Source organism: Bradyrhizobium sp. 25ACV (genome assembly GCF_054863005.1).
Map to the genome: position 1 here is coordinate 108,182 of NZ_JAVAYO010000001.1, position 20,144 is coordinate 128,325.

Consider the following 20,144-nt stretch of genomic DNA (forward strand, 5'->3'; position numbering starts at 1 on the left):
CCTACCATTTGAACGCGGCCGAAAGCTCGTAGGTCCTGGGCGCGCCGAGCAGGATCTGGTCGGGATAGAATGGATCGCCCCAGATCGCATAGCGCTTATCGGTGATGTTGCGCACACGGAAGGTCAGGCGGGCCTGGTCGACCGCATTGAACACCGTCTTCGGGATGTCGACGAACGCGTAGACGTCGGCGACGGTATACGCCTTCATCGTCACCACATTGGCATCGGTATTGTAGCGATCGCCGACATGGCGGCCGGTGATGCCGAGCTCCACCGGCCAGGGGGTGAAGAACCGCCAGGACGCGCCGGCATTCGCCACGATGCGCGGCACGTTCGGCGGCGTATTGCCGGAGAACGAACCGCCGGCGAAATTGTAGTCGGCATAGCGGGCGTCGACATAGGCGATGTTGCCCCACAGCCGCAGCGGTTCGATCGGACGGACCGACGCCGCAAGCTCGACGCCCTTCGACTCCTGTCGCCCGGCGATGTTGAGCGCCATGCCGCCGGCCGCGGCATAGACGTTTTTGCGCACGATGTCGTAGGCCGAGAACGACCACTCGGCCCTGTTGTCCCAGAACAGATGCTTGACGCCGGTCTCGTAGGTCCGCGAGGTCGTCAGGTCGAGCGGTTGGGTCGGCAACAACAGGAAACTGGTGTTCGCGGAGACGTCGGCGCCGGTGGCGTACTGGCTGAAGAAGGTCAGGCCGGGCACGGCCTCCCAGGTGTAACCGATGCGGCCCGTCACCGGCGCCCAGTCTTTCGTGAACGGAAAGCCCGCGTTCACCAGGCCGGCGGTATCGGTCGAGTTGCGATCGAGCCCGATGTGCTCGATGCGCAGGCCGCCGATCAGCGCGAAGGTCCGCGTCAGCTTCAGCCGGTCCTCGAACGACAGCGCCTCGTTGTCGATACGCGCGGTCTGCTGCTTGGTCGTGAGCAGACCGTAGAAGCCGCGGTTGGGATCGACCAGCGAGACATAATCGTTCGGGAAGTTTGCCGCGCCCGGCCTGACGAAATCAAGATAGCTCGACGACAGCGTCGTGACCAGGCGATTGTCGAAGCCCGCGATATTCGCGTCCCAGATCAAATCGGTGATGTTGCCGACCAGCCGCTGGCTGTGCGCGACAAAGAAGCGCTCGCGATACACCTGGTTGTTGGTGGAATCGAACGCCTCGATCTCGTTGTTGAACCAGGTGCGCTCGGCGCCGTAACCATAGGCCTGACTCTTCAGCGTCAGGTTCGGCGCCAGCTTCAGCTCGAAACCGCCGCGCAGCCACACCTCCTGAGCGACATTGCGGTTGTCGAGGACATTGTAGTTGGTGTTGAAGGTGCGGTCGTCGATCGTGACCGCGCCCAGGTCGGTCCTGTTGAAGTAGTTGCCGGAAACGATCCCCGTCGTCGCGTGCGAGCCGCTGAAGGCGATCGGCACCAGCGGCGCGCCCCAATAGGCTTTCGAGCGGTCCTCGCGATACTCGATCGCGCCCCAGATCTTGAGACTGTCGGAGATGCGATAGTTGAGCTGGCCCGACACATCGAGCATCTTTGTATTGGTGTCGTCGGCAAAGCCGTTGAGCGCGGAACGGCTGATGTCGAAGCGGTAGTCGAGGCCTTGCACATTGGTGCTGCCGCCCGAGCCGTAATGCGCGCGGAACGAGTTGAGCGAATCCCAGGAGAAATCAGCTTCGTTCCGGATCGGTCCCGTGTGCGGCTGCCTGGTGACGAAGTTGATCGCGCCGCCGGCGGCGCCCTCGCCCGAGATCAGCGAGGCCGGGCCCTTCAGGAACTCCACGGCCTCCAGATTGGCGGTGTCCATGATCCGCGAGGTCATGTTCTGCGGACCGATCTTGATGCCGTTGTAGAGCGTGTTGATCTGGCTGTTGGTGAAGCCGCGCATCGAGAAGGCGGAAGGCTCGGCCGGATTATCGCCGGAGGTGACGCCGACCGCCCCCTGCGCCACGTCGGACACGGTGCGATAGCCCTGCTCGCGCATGGTCTCGGCCGAGATCACCTCGACGGTCGCGGGCGTCTCGCGCACCGTCAAGCCGAGCCGCGAGGCGCTTTCGGCGACGGCATTGCTGTTAAGCGGCGTCGGGGGTGGCGCAGTCGGCACGACGGGCTTCGGCATCGCTGCTGCGGCCGCCGACCTGCGCGCTGCTGCGCGGCGCGTGCTCTGCGCCTCCCGGCCGGCAGGATTGGCCTGCTTGCGGGATTGGGCCGGCGACACCTCGACCGGCGGCAGGGGTTCACGGGCCTGCTGCGCCAGCGCAGCGGGCGGATCGAGAGCGGCAAAGGATGTGAGTGCCGCGGAGGCGAGCAGGAATTGTCGCGGTCGTAAGATACGGATGGAAGACACGGTTTTCGGACCTCGGTATGACGTCAGTGGCACGTCACAGCGAACGAGGTCTCACCTTTTGGCTCTTCAGCCGTCCGATGAAGCCGAATGTCTGTACTCCCCGACCGACATCTTCGCGTGTGACCACGGCTGACGGCAGGTCTCCTGGCTCGCGGGTCATCACCGCTTCGTCGCCTTCCCGGGACCGAGGACCCAGTGGCTTCTGACGAAGGATTATCCGCTCACAGTTGCGGGGGCAGCCACGGCGTTGGGGACAATGTCCCCGCACCGTATTCCCTTTTCATCCCCTCTCGGGGAAACCGTCGCAAGCATCTAGGATTACCATCAAGACAGAGTCAATGTGCCAGTTGCGGCGTTATGGCCACAACGACCAACTTCCTTGGAGATGAGCATGGAAGGCGAGACCTTCCTCTGGTTGATACGGCACGCGCCCGTCGCGGGCGTCACAGGCACCATCCATGCCGCCGACGCGCCGGCCGATCTCAGCGATCGCGTGCAATTGGACGCTCTGCGGCGGCGTCTGCCGCGGGATGCCGCCAGCTATGCCAGCCCGTCGCGGCGCACGGTCGAGACGGCACGCGCGCTGGGGCTCGAACCGAAGCTGGTCAGTGAATTCCGCGAGCAGGATTTCGGTGACTGGACCGGCCATCGCCATGACGAGCTCGCTGCCACCGGCGGCGAGGCCTATGCGCAGTTCTGGAGCGATCCGGCTGGCGGACGGCCGCCGGGCGGCGAAAGCTTTGCGGATCAGGTCGCGCGTGTCCGGCTGGGCCTGTCGCGGATCGCAGCCGGATCGGCCACGCTCGTCGTGCATTCCGGCACCATTCGCGCCGCGCTCTGCATCGCGCTGGATCTGACGCCGCAGGCCGCCTTGCGCTTCGTGGTCGATCCGCTGTCGCTGACCCGGATTGATCGCCTTGCGAGCGGCTGGCGCGTCGTCTGCGTCAATCAGCGGATCAGTTAGGTCTGTCAGGCACATTGGCCTGCGCAAACGTCGCCATGCCGTTGTGAAGGCTGCAGGCGAGCCGTACCAGCGGCAGCGCGATGGCAGCACCCGACCCCTCACCGAGCCTGAGATCGAGGCTGATCAACGGCTGCACGTTCAGCGCGCGCAACACCAGCCGATGCCCCTGCTCCGCCGATTGATGCGACGGCAGCAGGAACGGCTGGCACGACGGATTAAGCCGCACTGCTGCGAGCGCTGCCACCGATACGATGAAGCCATCGATCAATACAGGGATGCGGCGCTGCGCGGCCGCGATGATCGCACCTGAGATCGCCGCGATCTCCAGGCCGCCAACGGCGCATAGGATTTTTTCCGGCGAAGCGCCGCCAACGCCGTGACGCGCGATCGCAGCATCGATGACACGGGCCTTGTGCGCGCGACCCGCCGCATCGACGCCGGTGCCGCTGCCGGCGATCTCCTCGGCGCTGATGCCAAGCAGGCTCGCCGCGATCGCCGCCGAAGTCGTCGTGTTGCCGATCCCCATCTCGCCGAAGATCAGAAGATCGGGCTGATGGGCCGCCGCACGTGCGACGGCGCTCTGGCCAGCCTCGAAGGCGAACGCCAGCTCCGCAGGCGTCAGCGCGGCGTCCACGCTGAAATCGCGCGTGCCATGGCGCGGCTTGTCGGTGACGATACCTGCCATCTCGTCCTGCGCCAGCGTGCCGGCATCGACGACGTCCAGGCTCGAGCCAAGCTCACGCGCCAGCACCGAGATCGCGGCACCGCCGGAGGCGAAATTCGCCATCATCGCGATGGTCACGGCTTGCGGATAGGCCGAGACGCCCTGCGCGACGATGCCGTGGTCGCCGGCGAAGATGATGATCGGCACCCGCGCGGCACGCGGCTGCTCGGTCGCCTGCAGGCCCGCAAGCTCGATTGCGAGCTGCTCCAGCCGGCCGAGTGCACCGGTCGGCTTTGTCAATTGCGCCTGCCGCGCGATGGCCGCCTCGCGATGCACTACGGAGACATCGGGGCAATTTTGGGTGACCCATTCGGGGAGCATGCTGCCTCGCTTACGGCCTGCGCTTGAGAATGTAGCTGTCCATGATCCAACCGTGCCGCTCGCGCGCCTCTTGTCTCGTGGCAACGATGCGAGTGCCGACCTCGGCGAGCACGCCTGACATGACGATCTGGTCGGGCATGCCGAGATAGGCGCCCCACCAGATCTGAAAGCCTTCCGGATCGAGCGACTGGAACGCCGTGCCGCCGTCGAGCATTACAACAACGGTATTCACACCTGCCGGCCAGCCGCCTTCACGCAAGCGCCGCCCGGTCGTGACCAGAAAGGGCTCGCCGATGTCGTTGAGCGGCAGCGCATGGGCCGCGCACAGCGCCTGGATCGAGGTGATGCCGGGCACGACTTCGATCGTCGGCAACGGATTGAGCCGCCGCGCAATCCGCAACGAGGAATCATAGAGCGAGGGATCGCCCCAGATCAGCAGCGCAACCCTGCCCTCACCTTCGAGATGCTTTGCGATCGCTTTCGACCAAGTCGCGGCAACCGCATCGTGCCAATGGTCCACGCCCTTGCGGTAATCAGCTTCAGCTGCGTCGCGCACGGGAAGGTCGAATTCGGCGATCGCTGTCTTGTCGCTGGTGAGCACATCGGCGCAGATCGTCCGCCTGAGATCGGCGAGATCGGACTTCGCCGTCCCCTTGCGCGGGATCAGGATGAGATCGGCGGCATTGATCGCTTGAACAGCGGCGCGCGTGAGCTGGTCGGGATCGCCGCAACCGATGCCTATCAAAGAGAGCGTGAGCATCGCGAACGCGACGGACGGCCCTGCAGGCCGCCCGTTCGCTTGTCTCTCAGGCCGCGTTATGCAGGCGCGGGGTGACGAGGCCGGGCGCGGTGACGCCGCGCAACGACTTCGCCAGCGCCAGCACCGCGAGATCGGCGAGCGGCTCGATCACGATGACCAGCGCATAGGACGCCGCGAACGTCGCGATGTTGGCGAGATTGGTCATGGCAAAACCGGAGCCATAGAGCGCCCAGAACGCCACCCAGGCGATCACGCCGGCCTGGTAGGTCGTCGAGAGCGCCAACGCCTGCCGATACTTCAAATCGACATAGGCGGTGTTGCGCGAAATGATCCGTGTGGCGATCGCCTGGATCGCGAACAGCGGCACCAGCAGCGTGGTGACGTTCATGCCGTATTGCGGGATGTCGGCGGGCTCGAAGAACACGCCCTGGAGCAGCAGACCGAACGCAAGGCCGAAGGCCGCGGGCGCCGCACCGAACAGCAGGAACAGTGTCGAGCCGAGAATGAAGTGCACCTCGGAGACGCCGACCGGGAAGTGCGGCAGGATCTCGAAGAAGGTGAAGACAAGGACTGTGGTGGCGAGCGTCCGCGCCGCGAACGACGTGATGCCTTGCTCACGCACGGTCTCCACCGCGAGCTTCAGCGCAACGCCGCCTGCGGCGATGCCGGTTGCGTAACTCAACACGAGCTTGGCGCCCGTCACTATGCCGGGTTCGATATGCATGGCTCAATTCCTTCCTGCCGTCACACCCGACGGCCTTGGCCTCAAAACGTGCAGGGCCGGTCTCCTGGCTCGCGGTTCCCCGGGATTTCCGGCCTTCCCGGACCTTGCGGCCCAGTGGCTGATCGGAGTCCCTCACCGCTTACAGTCGCGGGGGCGGCTGGGGTTTTGGGCGCCGCAACTGGGTCCGCCCACCCCCATTCCCGATTATGCTCCGGCGCTTTGCGCCGCGTCGAGCACCATGCCTCTCTTGTGTGCCCCTTTCGCTGAGCCTGCGTCAAGGGGCGAACGGCGGCCAAGGCCGTCATGACGGATAATCCCCCGCCAGCGCCCCAAACAGGATCACGGCGGCCGTCGAGGCGGCGCCGCCGCGCGCAAGCTGCTCGGCAAGCTCGGCGATGGTGGTGCGGACCAGCCGTTCGTCGGGGCGTCCGAGGGATTCGGCGAACAGCGCGGGGGTATCCGCAGCGAGCCCGTGCGCGATCAAGTTTGCGACAAGCGCCGGGAAGGTGCGCCGGCCCATATAGACCACAGTCGTCGCTTCCGGGTCGGCCAGTGCCGCCCAGTTCAGGTTGGGCGGCAGCTCGCCGGTGACATCGGCGCCGGTGACGAACTGCACCCGGCGCGAGGTATGGCGCCGGGTCAGGGGAATGCCGGCTTGCGCCGCGGCAACGCAGGCCGAGGTGACGCCGGGAACGATCTCGTAGCCGATACCGGCCTCACGCAGCGTCTCCAATTCCTCCTCGAGCCGGCCGAAAATGCCCGCGTCGCCCGACTTGAGCCGCACCACGCGCACGCCTGTTGCGGCATAGTCGACCAAGAGACGGTTGACGTGGTGCTGCTTGGTCGAGGGACGCCCTGCCCGCTTCCCCACCGCGACGAGATTGGCGCCGGGCCGGGCGAGATCGAGGATCGCGCCGGAAGCAAGATCGTCATAGAGCACGACATCGGCTTCGCGCAGCCGCGCGGCACCCTTGAGCGTGAGAAGCTCGGGGTCGCCGGGTCCGGCGGAGATGAAGGAGACGAATCCGCTCACCGGTCCTCCGCGATCAGATGAAAGAAGGTGCCGGTGGCGTGACCGCGCTGCGAGCCGGTCTCCGCGATGACCGCGCCGGTCGCATCATGCACGACGGCCAGCGGCACGTCAGGCTGGGCAAGAATCGTCGAATAGTGGAATTCGTGGCCGCGCAGGCGCGCACTGGGGCGATGTCCCGGCATCGGCGCGGCGAGTTCGGCCAGACGATAACCGAGATGCATGCGGCGTTTGGCAAAGCTGGTCTCGAGGCCAAGCAGCCCTGTCATCTCATGGCGGATTCCGTCCGCATCGGTCAAGGCGGTGCCCAGCACCATATAGCCACCGCATTCGCCATGCACCGGCCGCGTTTCGGCAAAGGCGCGCAGGCCGCTGCGAAAGCGCGCATTGGCCGCGATCTTGCCGGCATGGAGTTCGGGATAGCCGCCGGGCAGCCAGCACACGTCGGCGCTCGCGTCGGGCGCCTCATCGGCAAGCGGCGAGAATGTCGAGATCTCCGCGCCCGCCCCGCGCCAGGCTTCCAGCATATGCGGATAGACGAAGGAGAACGCCGCATCGCGGGCCAGCGCGATGCGCTGGCCCGGCGGCGTCACGTTCAGGCCGTTCGCGGCAGGTTGTGGGGTCCAGGACGCAGCCGATCGTAGCACCGCATCGAGATCGACATGCTCGGCGACGAAGCGCGCCGCCTCGTCGATCAGCTTGCCGATCTCGCCCTGCTCTTCGGCCTGTACCAGGCCGAGATGTCGCTTCGGCAGGCTGATCTCGGCATGACGCGGCAGCGCGCCGAACACGGCAATGCCGGAATCGTTGAGCGCACGCCGCACGAGGTCTTCATGGCGCGGGCTGGCGACGCGGTTGAGCACGACGCCGGCAAGCCGCACACCGGGGCGATAATCGCGAAGTCCCGCGGCGATCGCCGCCGCGGTCTGCGCCTGGCCGGAGGGATCGATCACCAGCACCACCGGCCAGCCCAGCATCTCCGCAATGTCGGCGGTGGCACCGGTACCGGAGACGCCGCGCATGGCGACACCGTCGAACAGGCCCATCGAGCCCTCGGCGAGCACGATATCGGCGTCCGCGCCGCGACTGACGAGATGCGCGATGCCCCCGCGGTCCATCGCCCAGCTATCGACGTTGACGGAAGCGCGCCCCGTAGCGGCGGCGTGGAAGGCGGGATCGATGTAATCGGGACCGCTCTTGAAGCACTGCACGTTCAATCCGCGATTGCGCCAGGCGCGCGCGAGCGCCAGCGTCACCGTGGTCTTGCCGACGCCGGAAGCCGGTGCGGAGATGACGAGCCCTGCCGCCATCACGAGGCCTCCGGAAAGCGTGGCTCGGCACCGACAGGCCGATAGCGGCGATCATAATCGGCAGCATAGAGGCGGCTCTCGTCGAAATCCGCAGCGCCAAGCGTTCTGCCGACCAGAATGATCGCGGTGCGCTCCATCTCGGTGCCGACGGCAGCATCGAGCGTCGCAAGCGTCGCGCGGACGATGCGCTGGTCCGGCCAGCTCGCGCGCCAGACGATGGCGACCGGGCAATCCGCGCCATAATGCGGCGCGAGCTCGGCGACGACCTTGTCGAGCAGGTGGATCGACAGATGGATCGCAAGCACAGCGCCGGTGGCGGCGAATGCGGCGAGTTTCTCGCCTTCAGGCATGGCGCTGGCTCGGCCCGGCGTGCGCGTCAGCACCACTGTCTGGGCAAGCCCCGGCAGCGTCAGCTCGGCCTCCAACGCTGCCGCAGCGGCGGAGAAGGACGGCACACCAGGCGTCACGGTAAACGGAATGCCGAGTGCGCGCAGGCGGCGCAGCTGCTCACCCATCGCGGACCAGATCGCGAGATCGCCGGAATGCAGTCGCGCCACATCCTTGCCCGCCGTATGCGCGGCGCCGATCTCCGCGATGATCTCGTCGAGCGATAGGGATGCGGTGTTGACGATGCGCGCGCCGGGCGGGCAATGCGCCAGCACGCCCTCGGGCACCAGCGAGCCGGCATAGAGACAGACTGGACAGGCCGCGATCAGGTCGCGACCGCGCAACGTCAGCAAGTCAGGCGCGCCCGGTCCTGCCCCGATGAAATGCACCGTCATGCGCCGTCTCCTTCCGCGATCGCGGCGGTCGCGGTGCGATCCCGCGAGACAACACGTATTGCAATCAATCTTGCGCGCGGGCCGGCAGCCGCGAGAGCAGCCGCCTCGGCGACCGATCCGGTGTCGAACTTCTCCATCACAAGGTTTGACTGGGTCGGCGTGGCGATACCGGCCAACATGTCGGCCGGAACAGCCTTGATCGGCACGCCGCACTCAAGCGCGAGCTGCTTCAGCGGCTCCGCATCAGCCTTGTCGCTAACGGTTGCAATCGCCGTAAGACCTTCGGGATCACCCGCCGCCAGCAGCGCTTCGCGCAGCGAAGCGAGACTGACATCTCTCCTGAACCCGAACCCGGCCACCTTCATCGGACGGTACTCCACTGCACCACCGGCCGTGCCGCCTCCCAGGACCGGTAACGGCCGAGCGGGGAAGCGTGCGCGATCTCCACCCGCATCAGCTCACCGCTGTGGCGCTGATGCAGCTCGCCGAGCAGCGCTTCCGTCTCCAGTGTCACAGAATGCGCGACCAGCCGTGTGCCCGGCGAAAGCCGCGACCAGATCGCATCGAACATCGCGATGTCGAGACCGCCGCCGATGAAGACCGCATCCGGTGCTTCGAGTGCAGCAACAGCTTCAGGCGCCCTCCCTGTGACGACGGTGATCCTGTGCGAAAGCCCAAACGCCGTTGCATTGCGGCCGATGTTTGCGGCACGATCTTCGCGCACCTCGATGGCGGTTGCCGCTCCACCGCACAGCGCCCACTCGACCGAGATCGAGCCCGAACCGGCGCCGACATCCCACAGCCGCTCGCCGGGACGCGGCGCCAGCGCCGAGAGCGCCAGCGCGCGCACCGGCCGCTTGGTGATCTGGCCGTCATGGACGAACAGATCGTCCGAAATTCCCGAGCTGCGGGGGATGCCCTGCGTGCCCGTCGCCTCAACGGCGACTGCGACCAGGTTTCCAGCGGGATCACCGGCGAAACCGTCGGCGCGATATTCTTGGATGCTTTCGCGCGGACCACCGAGTGCGGCGAGCGTCCAGAAGGTCGAGGTACCCCATCCGCGCTCGCTCAACCATTTTGCGAGATCGCTTGCCGCTTTCCCATCGCGCACGAGGCAGATGATGCGCGCTCCTCGCGCCAGATGCGGAACGAGACGTTCGAACGGTGCGGCGTGAATCCCAAGGCAGACGGCGGTTTCGAGCCGCCAGCCCAGCCGCGCGGCCGCAAGCGAGAAGGTCGACGGTGCCGAACGCGCGATCCACTCGCCGGCTTGCAGCCTCTCGGCGAGAGCTGCACCGGCGCCATGCCAGAACGGATCACCGGAGGCGAGCACCGCCGTCGGCCTGCCGCGGCTGCCCAGAACGACGTCGGCGTCGAACGGCACCGGCCAGGGACGGCCGCGGCTGCCGACGCCGGCAAGCGCGAGATGCCGTTCACCACCGAAGACGGTTTCGGCCTCATTGAGCGCCTTTCGGCTTGCTTCGGACAGCCCGGCAAGGCCATCTTCGCCGATACCGATGATGGTCAGCCAGGGATCAGCCAAGGAATCAGCCATGACGCGCGCCCTCATTCTGGGCGGAACTGCCGATGCGAGCCAGCTCGCGGCGGCGATCGCGCGCGCAGGCATCGAGGCCATCTATTCCTATGGCGGCCGCACCCGCGCACCGGCGGATCAGCCGCTGCCGACCCGCATCGGCGGCTTCGGTGGGGTGAGCGGGCTTGCCGACACCATCCGCAGCGAAGGCATCACGCATGTGATCGACGCGACGCATCCCTTCGCCGCGGAGATGAGCCGCAATGCGATCGAGGCGTGCGCGGAAACCGCCACACCGCTGATTGCGCTGGAGCGCGCGCCTTGGACGAAAGCGCCCGGCGACAACTGGATCGAAGTCACTGCCGTCGATGCCGCGGTCGCCGCGCTGCCCGAGCCGCCCGCAAACGTGTTCCTCGCCATCGGCCGCCAGCACATTGCGCCGTTCGCGAGCAAGCCGCAGCATACCTACACGCTGCGGTTCGTCGATCCGCCGGAGGCGCCGCTGCCCTTCGCCGCCGATGTGATCGTATCGCGCGGACCGTTCACATTCGACAGTGAGCTTGATCTGATGCGTGGGCGTGGCATCGGCTGGATCGTCGCCCGCAATTCCGGCGGCGATGGCGCGCGCGCCAAGATCGACGCGGCTCGCTTGCTCGGCCTGCCCGTGATCATGATCTCGCGGCCGAAGCTGCCCGCGCGCCGACGGGTTGAGAGCGTCACCGAGGTGATGCAGTGGCTCGGTCATTCTACCCGCCTCGGCGCATAGACCCAGCGGCCGACCCGACGCGTCTGCGAATTGCCGACGATCACCAGCGTGCGCATGTCGGCCATCTCGGGCCGGGCTTCGTTCAGCGTGACAGTCTCGATCCTCTCGTCAGCTGTGCTGACCGCGCGCGCAAAAATCACGAGGCGCTCGCCGCAACCGGCCTCCTTCAGCAGCGCGAGCGCGCGGCCAAATCCTTCGGGCCGACTTGCGGAGCGCGGATTGTACATCGCAATGGAAAAATCGGCTTCGGCGGCGAGCCGCAGCCGCTTCTCGATGACTGCCCACGGCTTGAGATTGTCGGAGAGATTGATCGCGCAGAAATCATGGCCGAGCGGCGCGCCCACGCGTGCGGCCGCGGCCAACATCGCGGTGATGCCAGGCAACACGCGAATCGAAAGATCCCGCCATTGCGGCGCCTGTTCGAGCGCCTCGAACACGGCAGAGGCCATCGCGAAGACGCCGGGATCGCCGGAGGAGACGACGACGACCTGTCCACCTTCTGCGGCAAGCCGCAGGGCTTCGCTCGCGCGCTGCAGCTCCTCGCGGTTATCCGAGGGATGCAGCTTAAGCCCAGCACGCGGCGGTACGCGCGCGACATAGGGCGCATAGCCCAGAATATCGGTTGCGGCGGCCAGCGCAGCCGTGACCTCGGGCGTCACCAGAGCATCGCTGCCCGGCCCCAGGCCCGCGATGGTCAGCGTGCCCGTCATTCGGCGGCGTCCAGGTGCCGGCCCTTGCCGTGCACCAGCACGATCGCGAAATAGGGACAGTCCGCGCCATCGACCTCGGCGAGCCGCACCACGCGCTCGCCCGGCATGGTGCCGCGCTCGACCAGCCAGGCATCATCGAGCCGGCCGGCTGAGCTGAGCGCGCGGCGCACCTTTGCGAGATTGCGCCCGGTCTTCATGACGACGAGCGCATCGGAATCACGCATACGCCGCTCGAGCTCGTCTTCGGGAAGCGTGCCCATCAGCACCGTCGTCACGTCGTCGCCGAGCGCGATCGGCTGTCCGACGCCGTTCCAGCAGCCGACCATGCCGGGAATGCCGGCAATCACCTCGATCTCGACGCGGCCTTGCAGGCGCGTGTGCAGATGCATGAAGGAGCCGTAGAAGTATGGATCGCCCTCGCACAGCACGACGACGTCGACCGCGCGCGAAAGCCGCGCCAGGCGCTCCGCCCACTCGTCGTAGAAGCCGGTCAGCAGCTGCACGTACTCGGCGCTGTCGAAGGCGATCTCCGTCGTAACGGGATATTCCATGGGATATTCGGTGACGTCGGCCGCCAGCATGCCCTCGACGATCCGCCGGGCCTGGCCCGGCCTGCCCTTCTTGCGGAAGTAGGCGACGTGCTGTGCGGCGCGCACGGTGCGATCGGAACGCACGCTCATCAGATCGGGATCGCCGGGGCCGAGACCGCAGCAGATGATGCGTCCCATCGCTATTCGCTCCGGCTCGCCAGCGCGTTCACGGCCGCAACCGTGATCGCGGAGCCGCCGAGGCGGCCCTGGACCGTCAGCGCCGGCACAGGCGGATCAGCCATCAGCGCGGCCTTGGATTCGGCCGCGCCGACGAAGCCGACGGGACAGCCGATGATCGCCGCGGGCCGCGGGCAATCGCCGTCCTCCAGCATGTTGAGAAGATGAAACAGGGCGGTCGGCGCATTACCGATCGCAACGATCGCACCACCCAGATGCGGCCGCCACAGCTCCAGCGCCGCGGCCGAGCGGGTGTTCTGCATGGATTGCGCGAGTGCCGGCACGGTCTCGTCGCCAAGCGTGCAGATGACGGCGTTGGCCGCAGGAAGCCTCGCGCGGGTAATCCCTTCCGAGACCATGCGCGCGTCGCAGAGGATCGGCGCGCCCCTTTGCAGGGCGGCGCGCGCAGCGGTCGCCATGCCCGGCGTGAAACGGATATGCGCCTCCAGACCGACCATGCCGGCAGCATGGATCATCCGCACCACCACCTGCTCCTCGTCGGGCGAAAAGCGCGCGAGATCGGCTTCGGCGCGGATGGTCGCAAAGGACTGCCGGTAGATCGCAGCGCCATCGGTCTCGTAAGTGTGCGGCATCAGTTCCCTCCCACCAGGATGGAGGGATCGCTGACGATGTCGGCGCCGTTCAGGCCGCGCAGCACCGGCTCGTCGCGGATCGAGCCGTCACGGACGAGATCGAATCCGGCGCGGGTCGCAACCAGCGTGACCGCGGCCGTGCCAGAATGGGCACAGCCCTTGCCGCAGCCGGAGACGTGGAGCCGCGTATCGGCGGCAATGCGCGGGGCGAGCGCTGCGGCGAGCGCGCGCGTATCGGCATGGGCTTCGCGGCAGCGCGGCGCGCCGCTGCAGGCGATGACGCGCAACGCGGGATCAAACGGCTCGGTGATCAGGCCCGGCGCGCTCGGCATCTCGCGCTTGCCCTCGCTCAGCACCATCCGCCAGGGAGTCATGCGCAGCGCATGTCCGCAACCGGCGAACTGATGCAGCGTCGTGTGCAGCATCTGCCCGAACGCGACGCCGACCATCGCGCCTTGCGGATAGTGCCCGGGGCGCGAGGCGGCCATCACGGGCGCGGGCTCGGTCTCGCCGCGTAGCGATTGAGGCAATGCCGCTCCGGACGCAATGTGCGCCGCCATGCGCCCTCGCCCCCCGGTCGCGCCGCCGGAGACCAGGAACCAGCTTGCCAGAGCGAGCGCTGTGCTCACGGCCTCTCCGCGTGCCACCGAGCGGCCGAGCTTTGCGCCGTCGGCTCGCACCAGGAGACCGCCTGTGCGATCGCGCTCGATCCGTATATCGGCGGAATCGCCGGCGAGCACGCGCGAGGTCCCGTCGTCGATGGCGAAGCCGAATTTCGTTGGAAGCGCGAGCGAATTATCCTCAAGCGCTTCTTCAAGCTCGGCGGCGAGCGATTGAGTCGCGTCGCCAGCGCGCCAGAACGGCGTCACGAGGATGTTGCGACGAGCTTCCGTCGCCGGATCGGGATCGAGCAGCGCCAATCCCGCAAGGCCGTCGATCAACGGTCGATGGCCTTCTTCACTGACGCCCCTGATCTGCAGATTGGCGCGGCTCGTCACGTCGATCAGACCATTGCCGTGTTGCCCGGCGAGCTCGGCAAGTCCTGTGATTTGCGGTGCTTCAAGCCGCCCACCGAACGGACGCACGCGCACCACGAGCCCATCGCCCGAGAGCATCGGGCGCAGCGCACCGGGACACCAGCCCTTGACCGTGGCCGCGCTCATGAGGCCTCCCGCAGCGCCGCCGCGATCGAATTGCGGCGCGTTTGCCAAAGCGCCGCATCATGCAGGCGCGCAAAACAGGTTTCCATCGCGGCGAGAGCGGACGGATTTTCACGCGCCATGAAAGCGCGGACGTCGTCATTGCCGAGCGTAGCATCGTAGTAGAGGTCGAATAGATGCGGCGGCACGGCACCGGCGAGATGCGCGAAAGCGGCCATGTGCTCCAGCGTCGCGGTGATCTCGGCGGCGCCGCGAAAACCGTGACGCATCATCCCGGCGATCCAGGCCGGATTGGCCGCGCGCGCACGGACGACACGTGAGATCTCCTCGGTCAGGGTGCGCGCGTGGGGCTGCTCGGGACGCGTCGTATCGAGGTGATAGAGCGAAGGCCCTGCCGCGCCGAGATGCGCCGCAGCCGCCGCAACGCCGGCTTCATGCGCGGCATAATCGGCGGCGAGCAGAAGATCGGTTTCCGGCAAGTCCTGGACATGGACAAAGCCATCGGCCGCAGCGAGGCGCTGCTCGATGCCGGCGCGATTCGGCTGCATCTCGCCGTCGGCCGAGAACGCCCAGGACGATGCCGACAACCAGGCTTCGCCGGCAGCCTCGCGCGTCTCCGGCGTGAAGGCATCGGGGATCGCGGATAGACCCACGCCGTATTGTCCGGGGCGCGGCGCGAACACGCGGGAGGTGCGGTGGCGGTACGGATTCTCGTCGCCCTCGTCCTCGCGCGCCGCAAGCGCTTCGGAGGCGGCCTCGAACAATTGCGCAAGGCCTGCGAAGACGTCGCGGAACAGGCCCGACACCCGCAACGTGACGTCGATGCGGGGACGGCCGAGCTCGGCCGGCGCGATGATGTCGTAACCGGTGACGCGGCCGGAGGCGTGATCCCAGCGCGGCGCAAGGCCTGCCAGATGCAGCGCCATCGCGAACTCCTCGCCCGCGGTGCGCATCGTCGCCGAGCCCCAGAGATCGACCACGAGCCCCTTCGGCCAGTCGCCATGATCCTGCAGGTGGCGGCGCAGCAGCTCTTCCGCAAGCTTGATGCCCTGCGCATGTGCCGACGGCGTCGGCACCGCGCGCGGATCGACGGCAAAGAGGTTGCGTCCGGTTGGGAGCACGTCCTGACGGCCGCGATAGGGCGAGCCTGACGGTCCCGGCGCAACGCGCTTGCCGGCAAGTGCCGAACGCAACGCGTCGCGCTCCGCATCGCCGCAGGCGCCTCGGCCGAACACATGCAGGCCGTCGCCGAATTGGCTTTCCTTGAGATCGCAGACGAAGCGATCGATCCGCGGAATGGCTTCGGCGGGTGCGGCCGAAGCATCCAAACCGAGATCGTCTTCGAGGCCCGCCACGCGCGCCTCGTCGCGGATCGCTGCGATCAATCGCTGACGGCGCGCGGGATCGAGACCATCGGCAGTCGAATATTCGTCGAGGAGCTGTTCGAGCCGGCGCAAGCCTTCCGGCACGGCGGATGCGGTGAGCGGCGGCGGCAGATGGCCGATGGTCACGGCCCCCAAGCGCCGCTTGGCCTGCGCGGCCTCGCCGGGATCGTTGACGATGAAGGGATAGATCACGGGGAGATCGCCGATCAGGGCTTCCGGCCAACAGTGCGATGACAGCGCCACGGATTTTCCGGGCAGCCATTCCAGCGTACCATGTGCGCCCATGTGCACGACGGCATCACAAGCCTGCTGCCGAAGCCAGAGATAGAACGCCACATAACCGTGGCGCGGCGTGCGGGCGAGATCGTGATAGTCGGTATCGCGCGTGGCCGCATCGCCGCGTTCCGGCTGAACCGCGATGATCGATCGGCCGCATTGGATCGCGGCGAAATGAAACGCGCCGTCGCGGCAGCTCGGATCATCCTCCGGCGCGCCCCAGGCTTGCGCGAGATCATCCTGCAAGACTTGCGGCAGGCGCGAAATCGCCGCGCGGTAGTCTGCGACGCTCCAAGTGAGATTCTGCTTGAGCAGCGCCTCGCCGAGCGCATGGACCGGAACAACATTGAAGCCGGCCTCAGCGAGATCGGACACCAACGCCTCGACCGAGGCCAGCGCATCGAGACCGACCGCATGCGCGATCTGATGCGGCCGGCCCGGATAGTTCGAGAGCACAATTGCCAGCCGCTTCTCGGCAACCGACTTCACCGCAAGGCTCCGCCAGGCCGCGACGCGCGCGGCGACGGCTGTCACGCGCTCCTCATCGGCGCGATGCGCCAGATGCGCGAATTGCAGATCGGGATCGCGCCCGGCTGCCGACTTGAAGCTCACCACGCCCACGAACAGACGGCCATCCACCTCGGGCAGCACCACATGCATCGCGAGATCGCCGGGCGACAGGCCGCGCAGCGACTCCGTCCAGTCCTCGCGCCGGGCCGTTGAGAGCGCAACCTGGAACACCGGGCACGATGCGGCATCGAAAGGCGTCGTGCCGTCATCGCCCAGGGCTGAGAACGCCGTCGCGTTGATGATCGCCGCCGGACGATTTTGCGCGAACTGCGCCCGCAACCAATCCGCGACGCCCGCAGCCTTCAGCGAGGTCACGAACACGCCGCAGGCGTCAAAGCCGCGCTCGCGCAGCGCTGCGATCAGAGCATCGACGGGGCCCGTATCCGCGGCGGTGAGATAGGAACGGTAGAACGCCACCAGCACACTCGGCCTGCCCTCGCCATGCGCCGGTGCCGCAATGACGCCGCGGGCGGGATCGTAGAATCCCATCTCGGGCACGGCCGTCTCGCCGATGACAGGCCCGGCATAGAGGCCCGAGGCCAGCGCGAGCTGTGCGATCGCGGCCTGCGCCGCGACCGGGCCGCCGGTGTCGCAGAGCACCTTGAGCCGGCGCAGCGTCGAGACAGGCAAGGTCGAGTATGCATCGAGCCGCATGTCGTCACGGCCGTCGGCCGGCAGCACGGCCAGCACGATATTGCGATCGCTGGCGAGCTGTTGCAGGGCCGCAAGTCCATAGGACCAATAGGACTCACCGCCGATCAACCGCACCAGAATGCCACGTGCCTGCGACAGCGTGCGCTCGATATAGGTGTCGACCGACAGCGGATGACGCAGCTCAGCAAGATTCGCGAGCCGCAGCGTCGGCAGGCTCTCGCGACCACGCCGCCAGCCGGCTGCGAACGCCGCGAGATCCGAATCCGAATACGAGAGCACCACGAGATCGGCCGGGTCCTGGCCGATATCCCTTGGCGTCGCGGTCTCCTCCAGACCGCGGCTCTCGCGGAAGACGACGTGCATCAGATACCTAGTCCTGCCTTGATGGCGGCCTCGTCGATATCGCCGTGCTCGCCGATCACGACGAGCTTCGACCGCCTGTGACCTGCGCCCCAGGGCTTGTCGAACTGGTGGCGCACGCGCTCGCCGACCGCCTGCAGCAGCAGCCGCATCGGCTTGCCCGCGACCGCGATGTAGCCCTTGGCCCGCAGCACGTTCTGCTCGCGCGCCAGCTTCTGGACGGATGCGACCAGCGCATCGACGTCGGCGACTTCAGGAAGGTCGACCACGACCGAGGCGAAATCATCGTGCTCGTGCTCTTCCTCGCCGTCATGATGCGAGGGACGCGCGGCGAGATCGTTCTCGGCGGCGGCGCCGAGACCGAGGATGACGCGCGCATCGATCGCACCGTCGGTCACGGGGAGCATCGGCACGCGGCGCGGCATCTCGGCGGTGATGGCAGCCTTGGCCGCTTCAAGTCCCGCCGCCCCAGCGAGGTCGGCCTTGGTCAGCAGCACGATGTCGGCGCAGGCGATCTGGTCCTCGAATACTTCCGACAGCGGCGTCTCGTGGTCCAAATTCTCGTCCGCCGCGCGCTGGGCTTCGACGGCAATCGGATCTGGTGCAAAGCGGCCAGCGGCGACAGCCTCGGCATCCGCAAGCGCGATCACGCCGTCGACGGTGATGCGCGAGCGGATCTCCGGCCAGTCGAATGCCTTCAGCAGCGGCTTCGGCAGCGCCAGGCCCGAGGTCTCGATCAGGATGTGATCGGGCCGCACGGGCCGCGCCAGCAGTTTTTCCATGGTCGGAATGAAATCGTCGGCAACGGTGCAGCAGATGCAGCCGTTGGCGAGCTCGACGATGTTCTCCTCCGGGCAATTGGCATCGGCACAGGATTTCAAGATCTCGCCGTCGACGCCCTCACTACCGAACTCGTTGACGAGCACCGCGAGCTTCTTGCCGCCGGCATTGCTGAGCAGATGCTGGATCAGCGTCGTCTTGCCGGAGCCGAGAAAACCGGTGACCACCGTCACGGGGACTTTTGCGAGCGAGTTCATTCGGCGGCCTCCGGCACGACGGCAATAGGGGGAATGCGGGCAAGCGACTGCTTGCGGAATATTTCCGGCCGGCTGCGCCAGGGCACGAGGCCGTCAGGCGCGGCGGCATAAGCCGCGGCGCCTGCGACCACATCCTGCGCATTTGCATCCGAGAGGCGGCCATAGACGTAAGACCACCGACCGGGCGCGCTGAGCGCGACCGAGCAGCCCTGGTTGCAGGCCGATAGGCATTCGACGGGAACCACATTGACGCCCTCGGGCACGCCGGCGTCGAGGATCGCACCATGCAGGCGCTTGCCGGGCGTCGCCTCGCCCTCGCCAGGCGTCTCGCCGGCACGGCAGGTGATGCAGACGTGAAGTGTGACGGTCATCGCCTCTTCCAGATAACAGCGGGAGGCGATGAGGCAGACGGACCGCTCTTTTGGAGGCCCGTTTTCCCCGTCGCGGAACACCCCGTCCGCCGGTCCAAAACTCGTCCGCGCTGGCAGGTCTCCCGGCTTGCGGAGCAGGGTTTTCCCCTTCGATCCCCGCCTTCCCGATTCCCGCGGGAATCAGTGGCTTCGGACATCTCTCCGGTCACGGTCGCGGGGGCGGCTGCATTTTGGACCCAAATCTTGCCGATTCGGACCCTATCGCATTCCCTCTTCGCCTGTCATAGGACAGGAACCAACGCTGGGCCACCATTTGCTGGTGGCCGCCACTTGTCAAGCCGAAGGACCGGGACCGATGACGCCTGAACCGGATACAAAAACGGCCGAGGAAACCGACGCCCGCCACGCCACGAAAATGGCGAAGAAGAAGGCCGCCCGCGACAAGATCATGGCGACCAAGAGCGGCGAAAAGGGCCTCATCATCGTCCACACCGGCGCCGGCAAGGGCAAGTCCTCCTCGGCCTTCGGCATGATCGTCCGCTGCGTCGCGCACGGCTTTCCCTGCGCGGTCGTCCAGTTCATCAAGGGCGCCTGGGATACCGGCGAGCGGCGCCTGCTCACCGGCCATTTCGGCGACCTCTGCCAGTTCCACGCCATGGGCGAAGGTTTTACCTGGGAGACGCAGGACCGCGCCCGCGACATCGCCGCCGCGCGCGCCGGCTGGGAGAAGGCTAAGGAGCTGATCCTCGATGAGAGCTTGCGCATGGTCGTGCTCGACGAGATCAACATCGCGTTGCGCTACGACTATCTCGACATCGCCGAGGTCGTCGAGTTTCTGACCACCTCGAAGCCACCGATGACGCATGTCGTGCTCACCGGCCGCAACGCCAAGGACGAGTTGATCGAGATCGCCGATCTCGTCACCGAGATGACGCTGGTGAAACATCCCTTCCGCTGCGGCATCAAGGCACAGGCCGGCGTCGAGTTCTGAGTTCG

At 67.0% G+C, this 20,144-nt stretch carries 19 protein-coding genes and 3 riboswitches; of the genes, 3 read left to right on the forward strand and 16 right to left on the reverse strand.

The features are described 5' to 3' along the window. Window position 1: 1 nt before the first annotated feature. Window positions 2-2,350, reverse strand: coding sequence for a TonB-dependent receptor (locus RAD04_RS00480; protein ID WP_461622188.1), 2,349 nt, complete (start codon window positions 2,348-2,350; stop codon window positions 2-4). Window positions 2,351-2,467: 117 nt separating this feature from the next. After that, a riboswitch (cobalamin riboswitch) is annotated at window positions 2,468-2,669 on the reverse strand. 72 nt (window positions 2,670-2,741) lie between these two features. On the opposite strand from RAD04_RS00480, the gene RAD04_RS00485 reads away from it, so the two are divergent. After that, window positions 2,742-3,314 (forward strand): histidine phosphatase family protein, encoded by a 573-nt coding sequence (locus RAD04_RS00485; protein ID WP_461622189.1) that lies wholly within the window; start codon window positions 2,742-2,744, stop codon window positions 3,312-3,314. On the opposite strand, the gene cobT is transcribed toward RAD04_RS00485, so the two are convergent. The 8 genes from cobT to cbiE form a co-directional block, all read right to left on the reverse strand. Further along, complete coding sequence (cobT, locus tag RAD04_RS00490; RefSeq protein ID WP_461622190.1) at window positions 3,307-4,359, reverse strand: nicotinate-nucleotide--dimethylbenzimidazole phosphoribosyltransferase; 1,053 nt, start codon at window positions 4,357-4,359, stop codon at window positions 3,307-3,309. The two genes, RAD04_RS00485 and cobT, sit on opposite strands and share 8 nt — an antisense overlap. A 10-nt stretch (window positions 4,360-4,369) precedes the next feature. Continuing rightward, a complete protein-coding gene (gene cobF / locus RAD04_RS00495; protein WP_461622191.1) occupies window positions 4,370-5,119 on the reverse strand; it encodes a precorrin-6A synthase (deacetylating) in 750 nt (249 codons plus the stop codon). Window positions 5,120-5,165: 46 nt separating this feature from the next. Beyond that, window positions 5,166-5,843: an energy-coupling factor ABC transporter permease gene (locus tag RAD04_RS00500; RefSeq protein ID WP_461622192.1), complete on the reverse strand. Its 678-nt coding sequence runs from the start codon at window positions 5,841-5,843 to the stop codon at window positions 5,166-5,168. 37 nt (window positions 5,844-5,880) lie between these two features. Continuing rightward, window positions 5,881-6,099: riboswitch (cobalamin riboswitch) on the reverse strand. Window positions 6,100-6,144: 45 nt separating this feature from the next. After that, a complete protein-coding gene (cobA, locus tag RAD04_RS00505; RefSeq protein WP_461622193.1) occupies window positions 6,145-6,876 on the reverse strand; it encodes a uroporphyrinogen-III C-methyltransferase in 732 nt (243 codons plus the stop codon). Further along, window positions 6,873-8,183, reverse strand: a complete 1,311-nt coding sequence (locus RAD04_RS00510) for a cobyrinate a,c-diamide synthase (RefSeq protein ID WP_461622194.1) — start codon at window positions 8,181-8,183, stop codon at window positions 6,873-6,875. The genes cobA and RAD04_RS00510 overlap by 4 nt, the downstream gene beginning before the upstream one ends. Continuing rightward, window positions 8,183-8,965 (reverse strand): precorrin-4 C(11)-methyltransferase, encoded by a 783-nt coding sequence (cobM, locus tag RAD04_RS00515; protein ID WP_461622195.1) that lies wholly within the window; start codon window positions 8,963-8,965, stop codon window positions 8,183-8,185. Before cobM ends, RAD04_RS00510 begins: the two co-directional genes overlap by 1 nt. Continuing rightward, window positions 8,962-9,330 carry a cobalamin biosynthesis protein gene (locus RAD04_RS00520; protein ID WP_461622196.1) on the reverse strand — a complete coding sequence of 123 codons (369 nt, stop codon included), beginning with the start codon at window positions 9,328-9,330 and terminating at the stop codon, window positions 8,962-8,964. Before RAD04_RS00520 ends, cobM begins: the two co-directional genes overlap by 4 nt. Then, entirely contained in the window at window positions 9,327-10,508 is a 1,182-nt protein-coding gene (gene cbiE / locus RAD04_RS00525) for a precorrin-6y C5,15-methyltransferase (decarboxylating) subunit CbiE (RefSeq protein WP_461622687.1), read from the reverse strand. The genes RAD04_RS00520 and cbiE overlap by 4 nt, the downstream gene beginning before the upstream one ends. Before the next feature lie 10 nt (window positions 10,509-10,518). Between cbiE and RAD04_RS00530 the strand changes: the two genes are divergently transcribed. Next, entirely contained in the window at window positions 10,519-11,265 is a 747-nt protein-coding gene (locus tag RAD04_RS00530; RefSeq protein ID WP_461622197.1) for a cobalt-precorrin-6A reductase, read from the forward strand. On the opposite strand, the gene cobJ is transcribed toward RAD04_RS00530, so the two are convergent. The 7 genes from cobJ to RAD04_RS00565 are packed head-to-tail and all read right to left on the reverse strand — an operon-like array spanning window position 11,241 to window position 19,148. Beyond that, window positions 11,241-11,975: a precorrin-3B C(17)-methyltransferase gene (gene cobJ / locus RAD04_RS00535; protein ID WP_461622198.1), complete on the reverse strand. Its 735-nt coding sequence runs from the start codon at window positions 11,973-11,975 to the stop codon at window positions 11,241-11,243. The genes RAD04_RS00530 and cobJ overlap by 25 nt on opposite strands. Continuing rightward, window positions 11,972-12,703: a precorrin-2 C(20)-methyltransferase gene (locus RAD04_RS00540; protein WP_461622199.1), complete on the reverse strand. Its 732-nt coding sequence runs from the start codon at window positions 12,701-12,703 to the stop codon at window positions 11,972-11,974. The genes cobJ and RAD04_RS00540 overlap by 4 nt, the downstream gene beginning before the upstream one ends. A 2-nt stretch (window positions 12,704-12,705) precedes the next feature. After that, a complete protein-coding gene (locus RAD04_RS00545; protein WP_461622200.1) occupies window positions 12,706-13,335 on the reverse strand; it encodes a precorrin-8X methylmutase in 630 nt (209 codons plus the stop codon). Further along, window positions 13,335-14,498, reverse strand: a complete 1,164-nt coding sequence (cobG, locus tag RAD04_RS00550; RefSeq protein WP_461622201.1) for a precorrin-3B synthase — start codon at window positions 14,496-14,498, stop codon at window positions 13,335-13,337. The genes RAD04_RS00545 and cobG overlap by 1 nt, the downstream gene beginning before the upstream one ends. Next, entirely contained in the window at window positions 14,495-17,743 is a 3,249-nt protein-coding gene (cobN, locus tag RAD04_RS00555; RefSeq protein WP_461622202.1) for a cobaltochelatase subunit CobN, read from the reverse strand. Before cobN ends, cobG begins: the two co-directional genes overlap by 4 nt. After that, window positions 17,743-18,777, reverse strand: a complete 1,035-nt coding sequence (cobW, locus tag RAD04_RS00560; RefSeq protein ID WP_461622203.1) for a cobalamin biosynthesis protein CobW — start codon at window positions 18,775-18,777, stop codon at window positions 17,743-17,745. Before cobW ends, cobN begins: the two co-directional genes overlap by 1 nt. After that, window positions 18,774-19,148, reverse strand: coding sequence for a DUF1636 family protein (locus RAD04_RS00565; protein ID WP_018315957.1), 375 nt, complete (start codon window positions 19,146-19,148; stop codon window positions 18,774-18,776). The genes cobW and RAD04_RS00565 overlap by 4 nt, the downstream gene beginning before the upstream one ends. Window positions 19,149-19,243: 95 nt before the next feature. Next, a riboswitch (cobalamin riboswitch) is annotated at window positions 19,244-19,463 on the reverse strand. Between the two features lie 40 nt (window positions 19,464-19,503). Between RAD04_RS00565 and cobO the strand changes: the two genes are divergently transcribed. Then, window positions 19,504-20,139, forward strand: a complete 636-nt coding sequence (gene cobO, locus RAD04_RS00570; RefSeq protein WP_461622204.1) for a cob(I)yrinic acid a,c-diamide adenosyltransferase — start codon at window positions 19,504-19,506, stop codon at window positions 20,137-20,139. Window positions 20,140-20,144: the final 5 nt, after the last annotated feature.

Excerpts from the sequence above, each read along its gene's own strand:
- cobJ (WP_461622198.1), bottom strand. The coding sequence starts at position 11,975 with ATGACGGGCACGCTGACCATCGCGGGCCTGGGGCCGGGCAGCGATGCT.
- RAD04_RS00540 (WP_461622199.1), bottom strand. The coding sequence starts at position 12,703 with ATGGGACGCATCATCTGCTGCGGTCTCGGCCCCGGCGATCCCGATCTG.
- RAD04_RS00565 (WP_018315957.1), bottom strand. The coding sequence starts at position 19,148 with ATGACCGTCACACTTCACGTCTGCATCACCTGCCGTGCCGGCGAGACG.
- RAD04_RS00530 (WP_461622197.1), top strand. The coding sequence starts at position 10,519 with ATGACGCGCGCCCTCATTCTGGGCGGAACTGCCGATGCGAGCCAGCTC.
- cobO (WP_461622204.1), top strand. The coding sequence starts at position 19,504 with ATGACGCCTGAACCGGATACAAAAACGGCCGAGGAAACCGACGCCCGC.
- cobG (WP_461622201.1), bottom strand. The coding sequence starts at position 14,498 with ATGAGCGCGGCCACGGTCAAGGGCTGGTGTCCCGGTGCGCTGCGCCCG.
- cobT (WP_461622190.1), bottom strand. The coding sequence starts at position 4,359 with ATGCTCCCCGAATGGGTCACCCAAAATTGCCCCGATGTCTCCGTAGTG.
- RAD04_RS00510 (WP_461622194.1), bottom strand. The coding sequence starts at position 8,183 with ATGGCGGCAGGGCTCGTCATCTCCGCACCGGCTTCCGGCGTCGGCAAG.
- cobN (WP_461622202.1), bottom strand. The coding sequence starts at position 17,743 with ATGCACGTCGTCTTCCGCGAGAGCCGCGGTCTGGAGGAGACCGCGACG.
- RAD04_RS00485 (WP_461622189.1), top strand. The coding sequence starts at position 2,742 with ATGGAAGGCGAGACCTTCCTCTGGTTGATACGGCACGCGCCCGTCGCG.
- RAD04_RS00500 (WP_461622192.1), bottom strand. The coding sequence starts at position 5,843 with ATGCATATCGAACCCGGCATAGTGACGGGCGCCAAGCTCGTGTTGAGT.
- cobW (WP_461622203.1), bottom strand. The coding sequence starts at position 18,777 with ATGAACTCGCTCGCAAAAGTCCCCGTGACGGTGGTCACCGGTTTTCTC.
- RAD04_RS00520 (WP_461622196.1), bottom strand. The coding sequence starts at position 9,330 with ATGAAGGTGGCCGGGTTCGGGTTCAGGAGAGATGTCAGTCTCGCTTCG.
- RAD04_RS00545 (WP_461622200.1), bottom strand. The coding sequence starts at position 13,335 with ATGCCGCACACTTACGAGACCGATGGCGCTGCGATCTACCGGCAGTCC.
- cobF (WP_461622191.1), bottom strand. The coding sequence starts at position 5,119 with ATGCTCACGCTCTCTTTGATAGGCATCGGTTGCGGCGATCCCGACCAG.
- cobM (WP_461622195.1), bottom strand. The coding sequence starts at position 8,965 with ATGACGGTGCATTTCATCGGGGCAGGACCGGGCGCGCCTGACTTGCTG.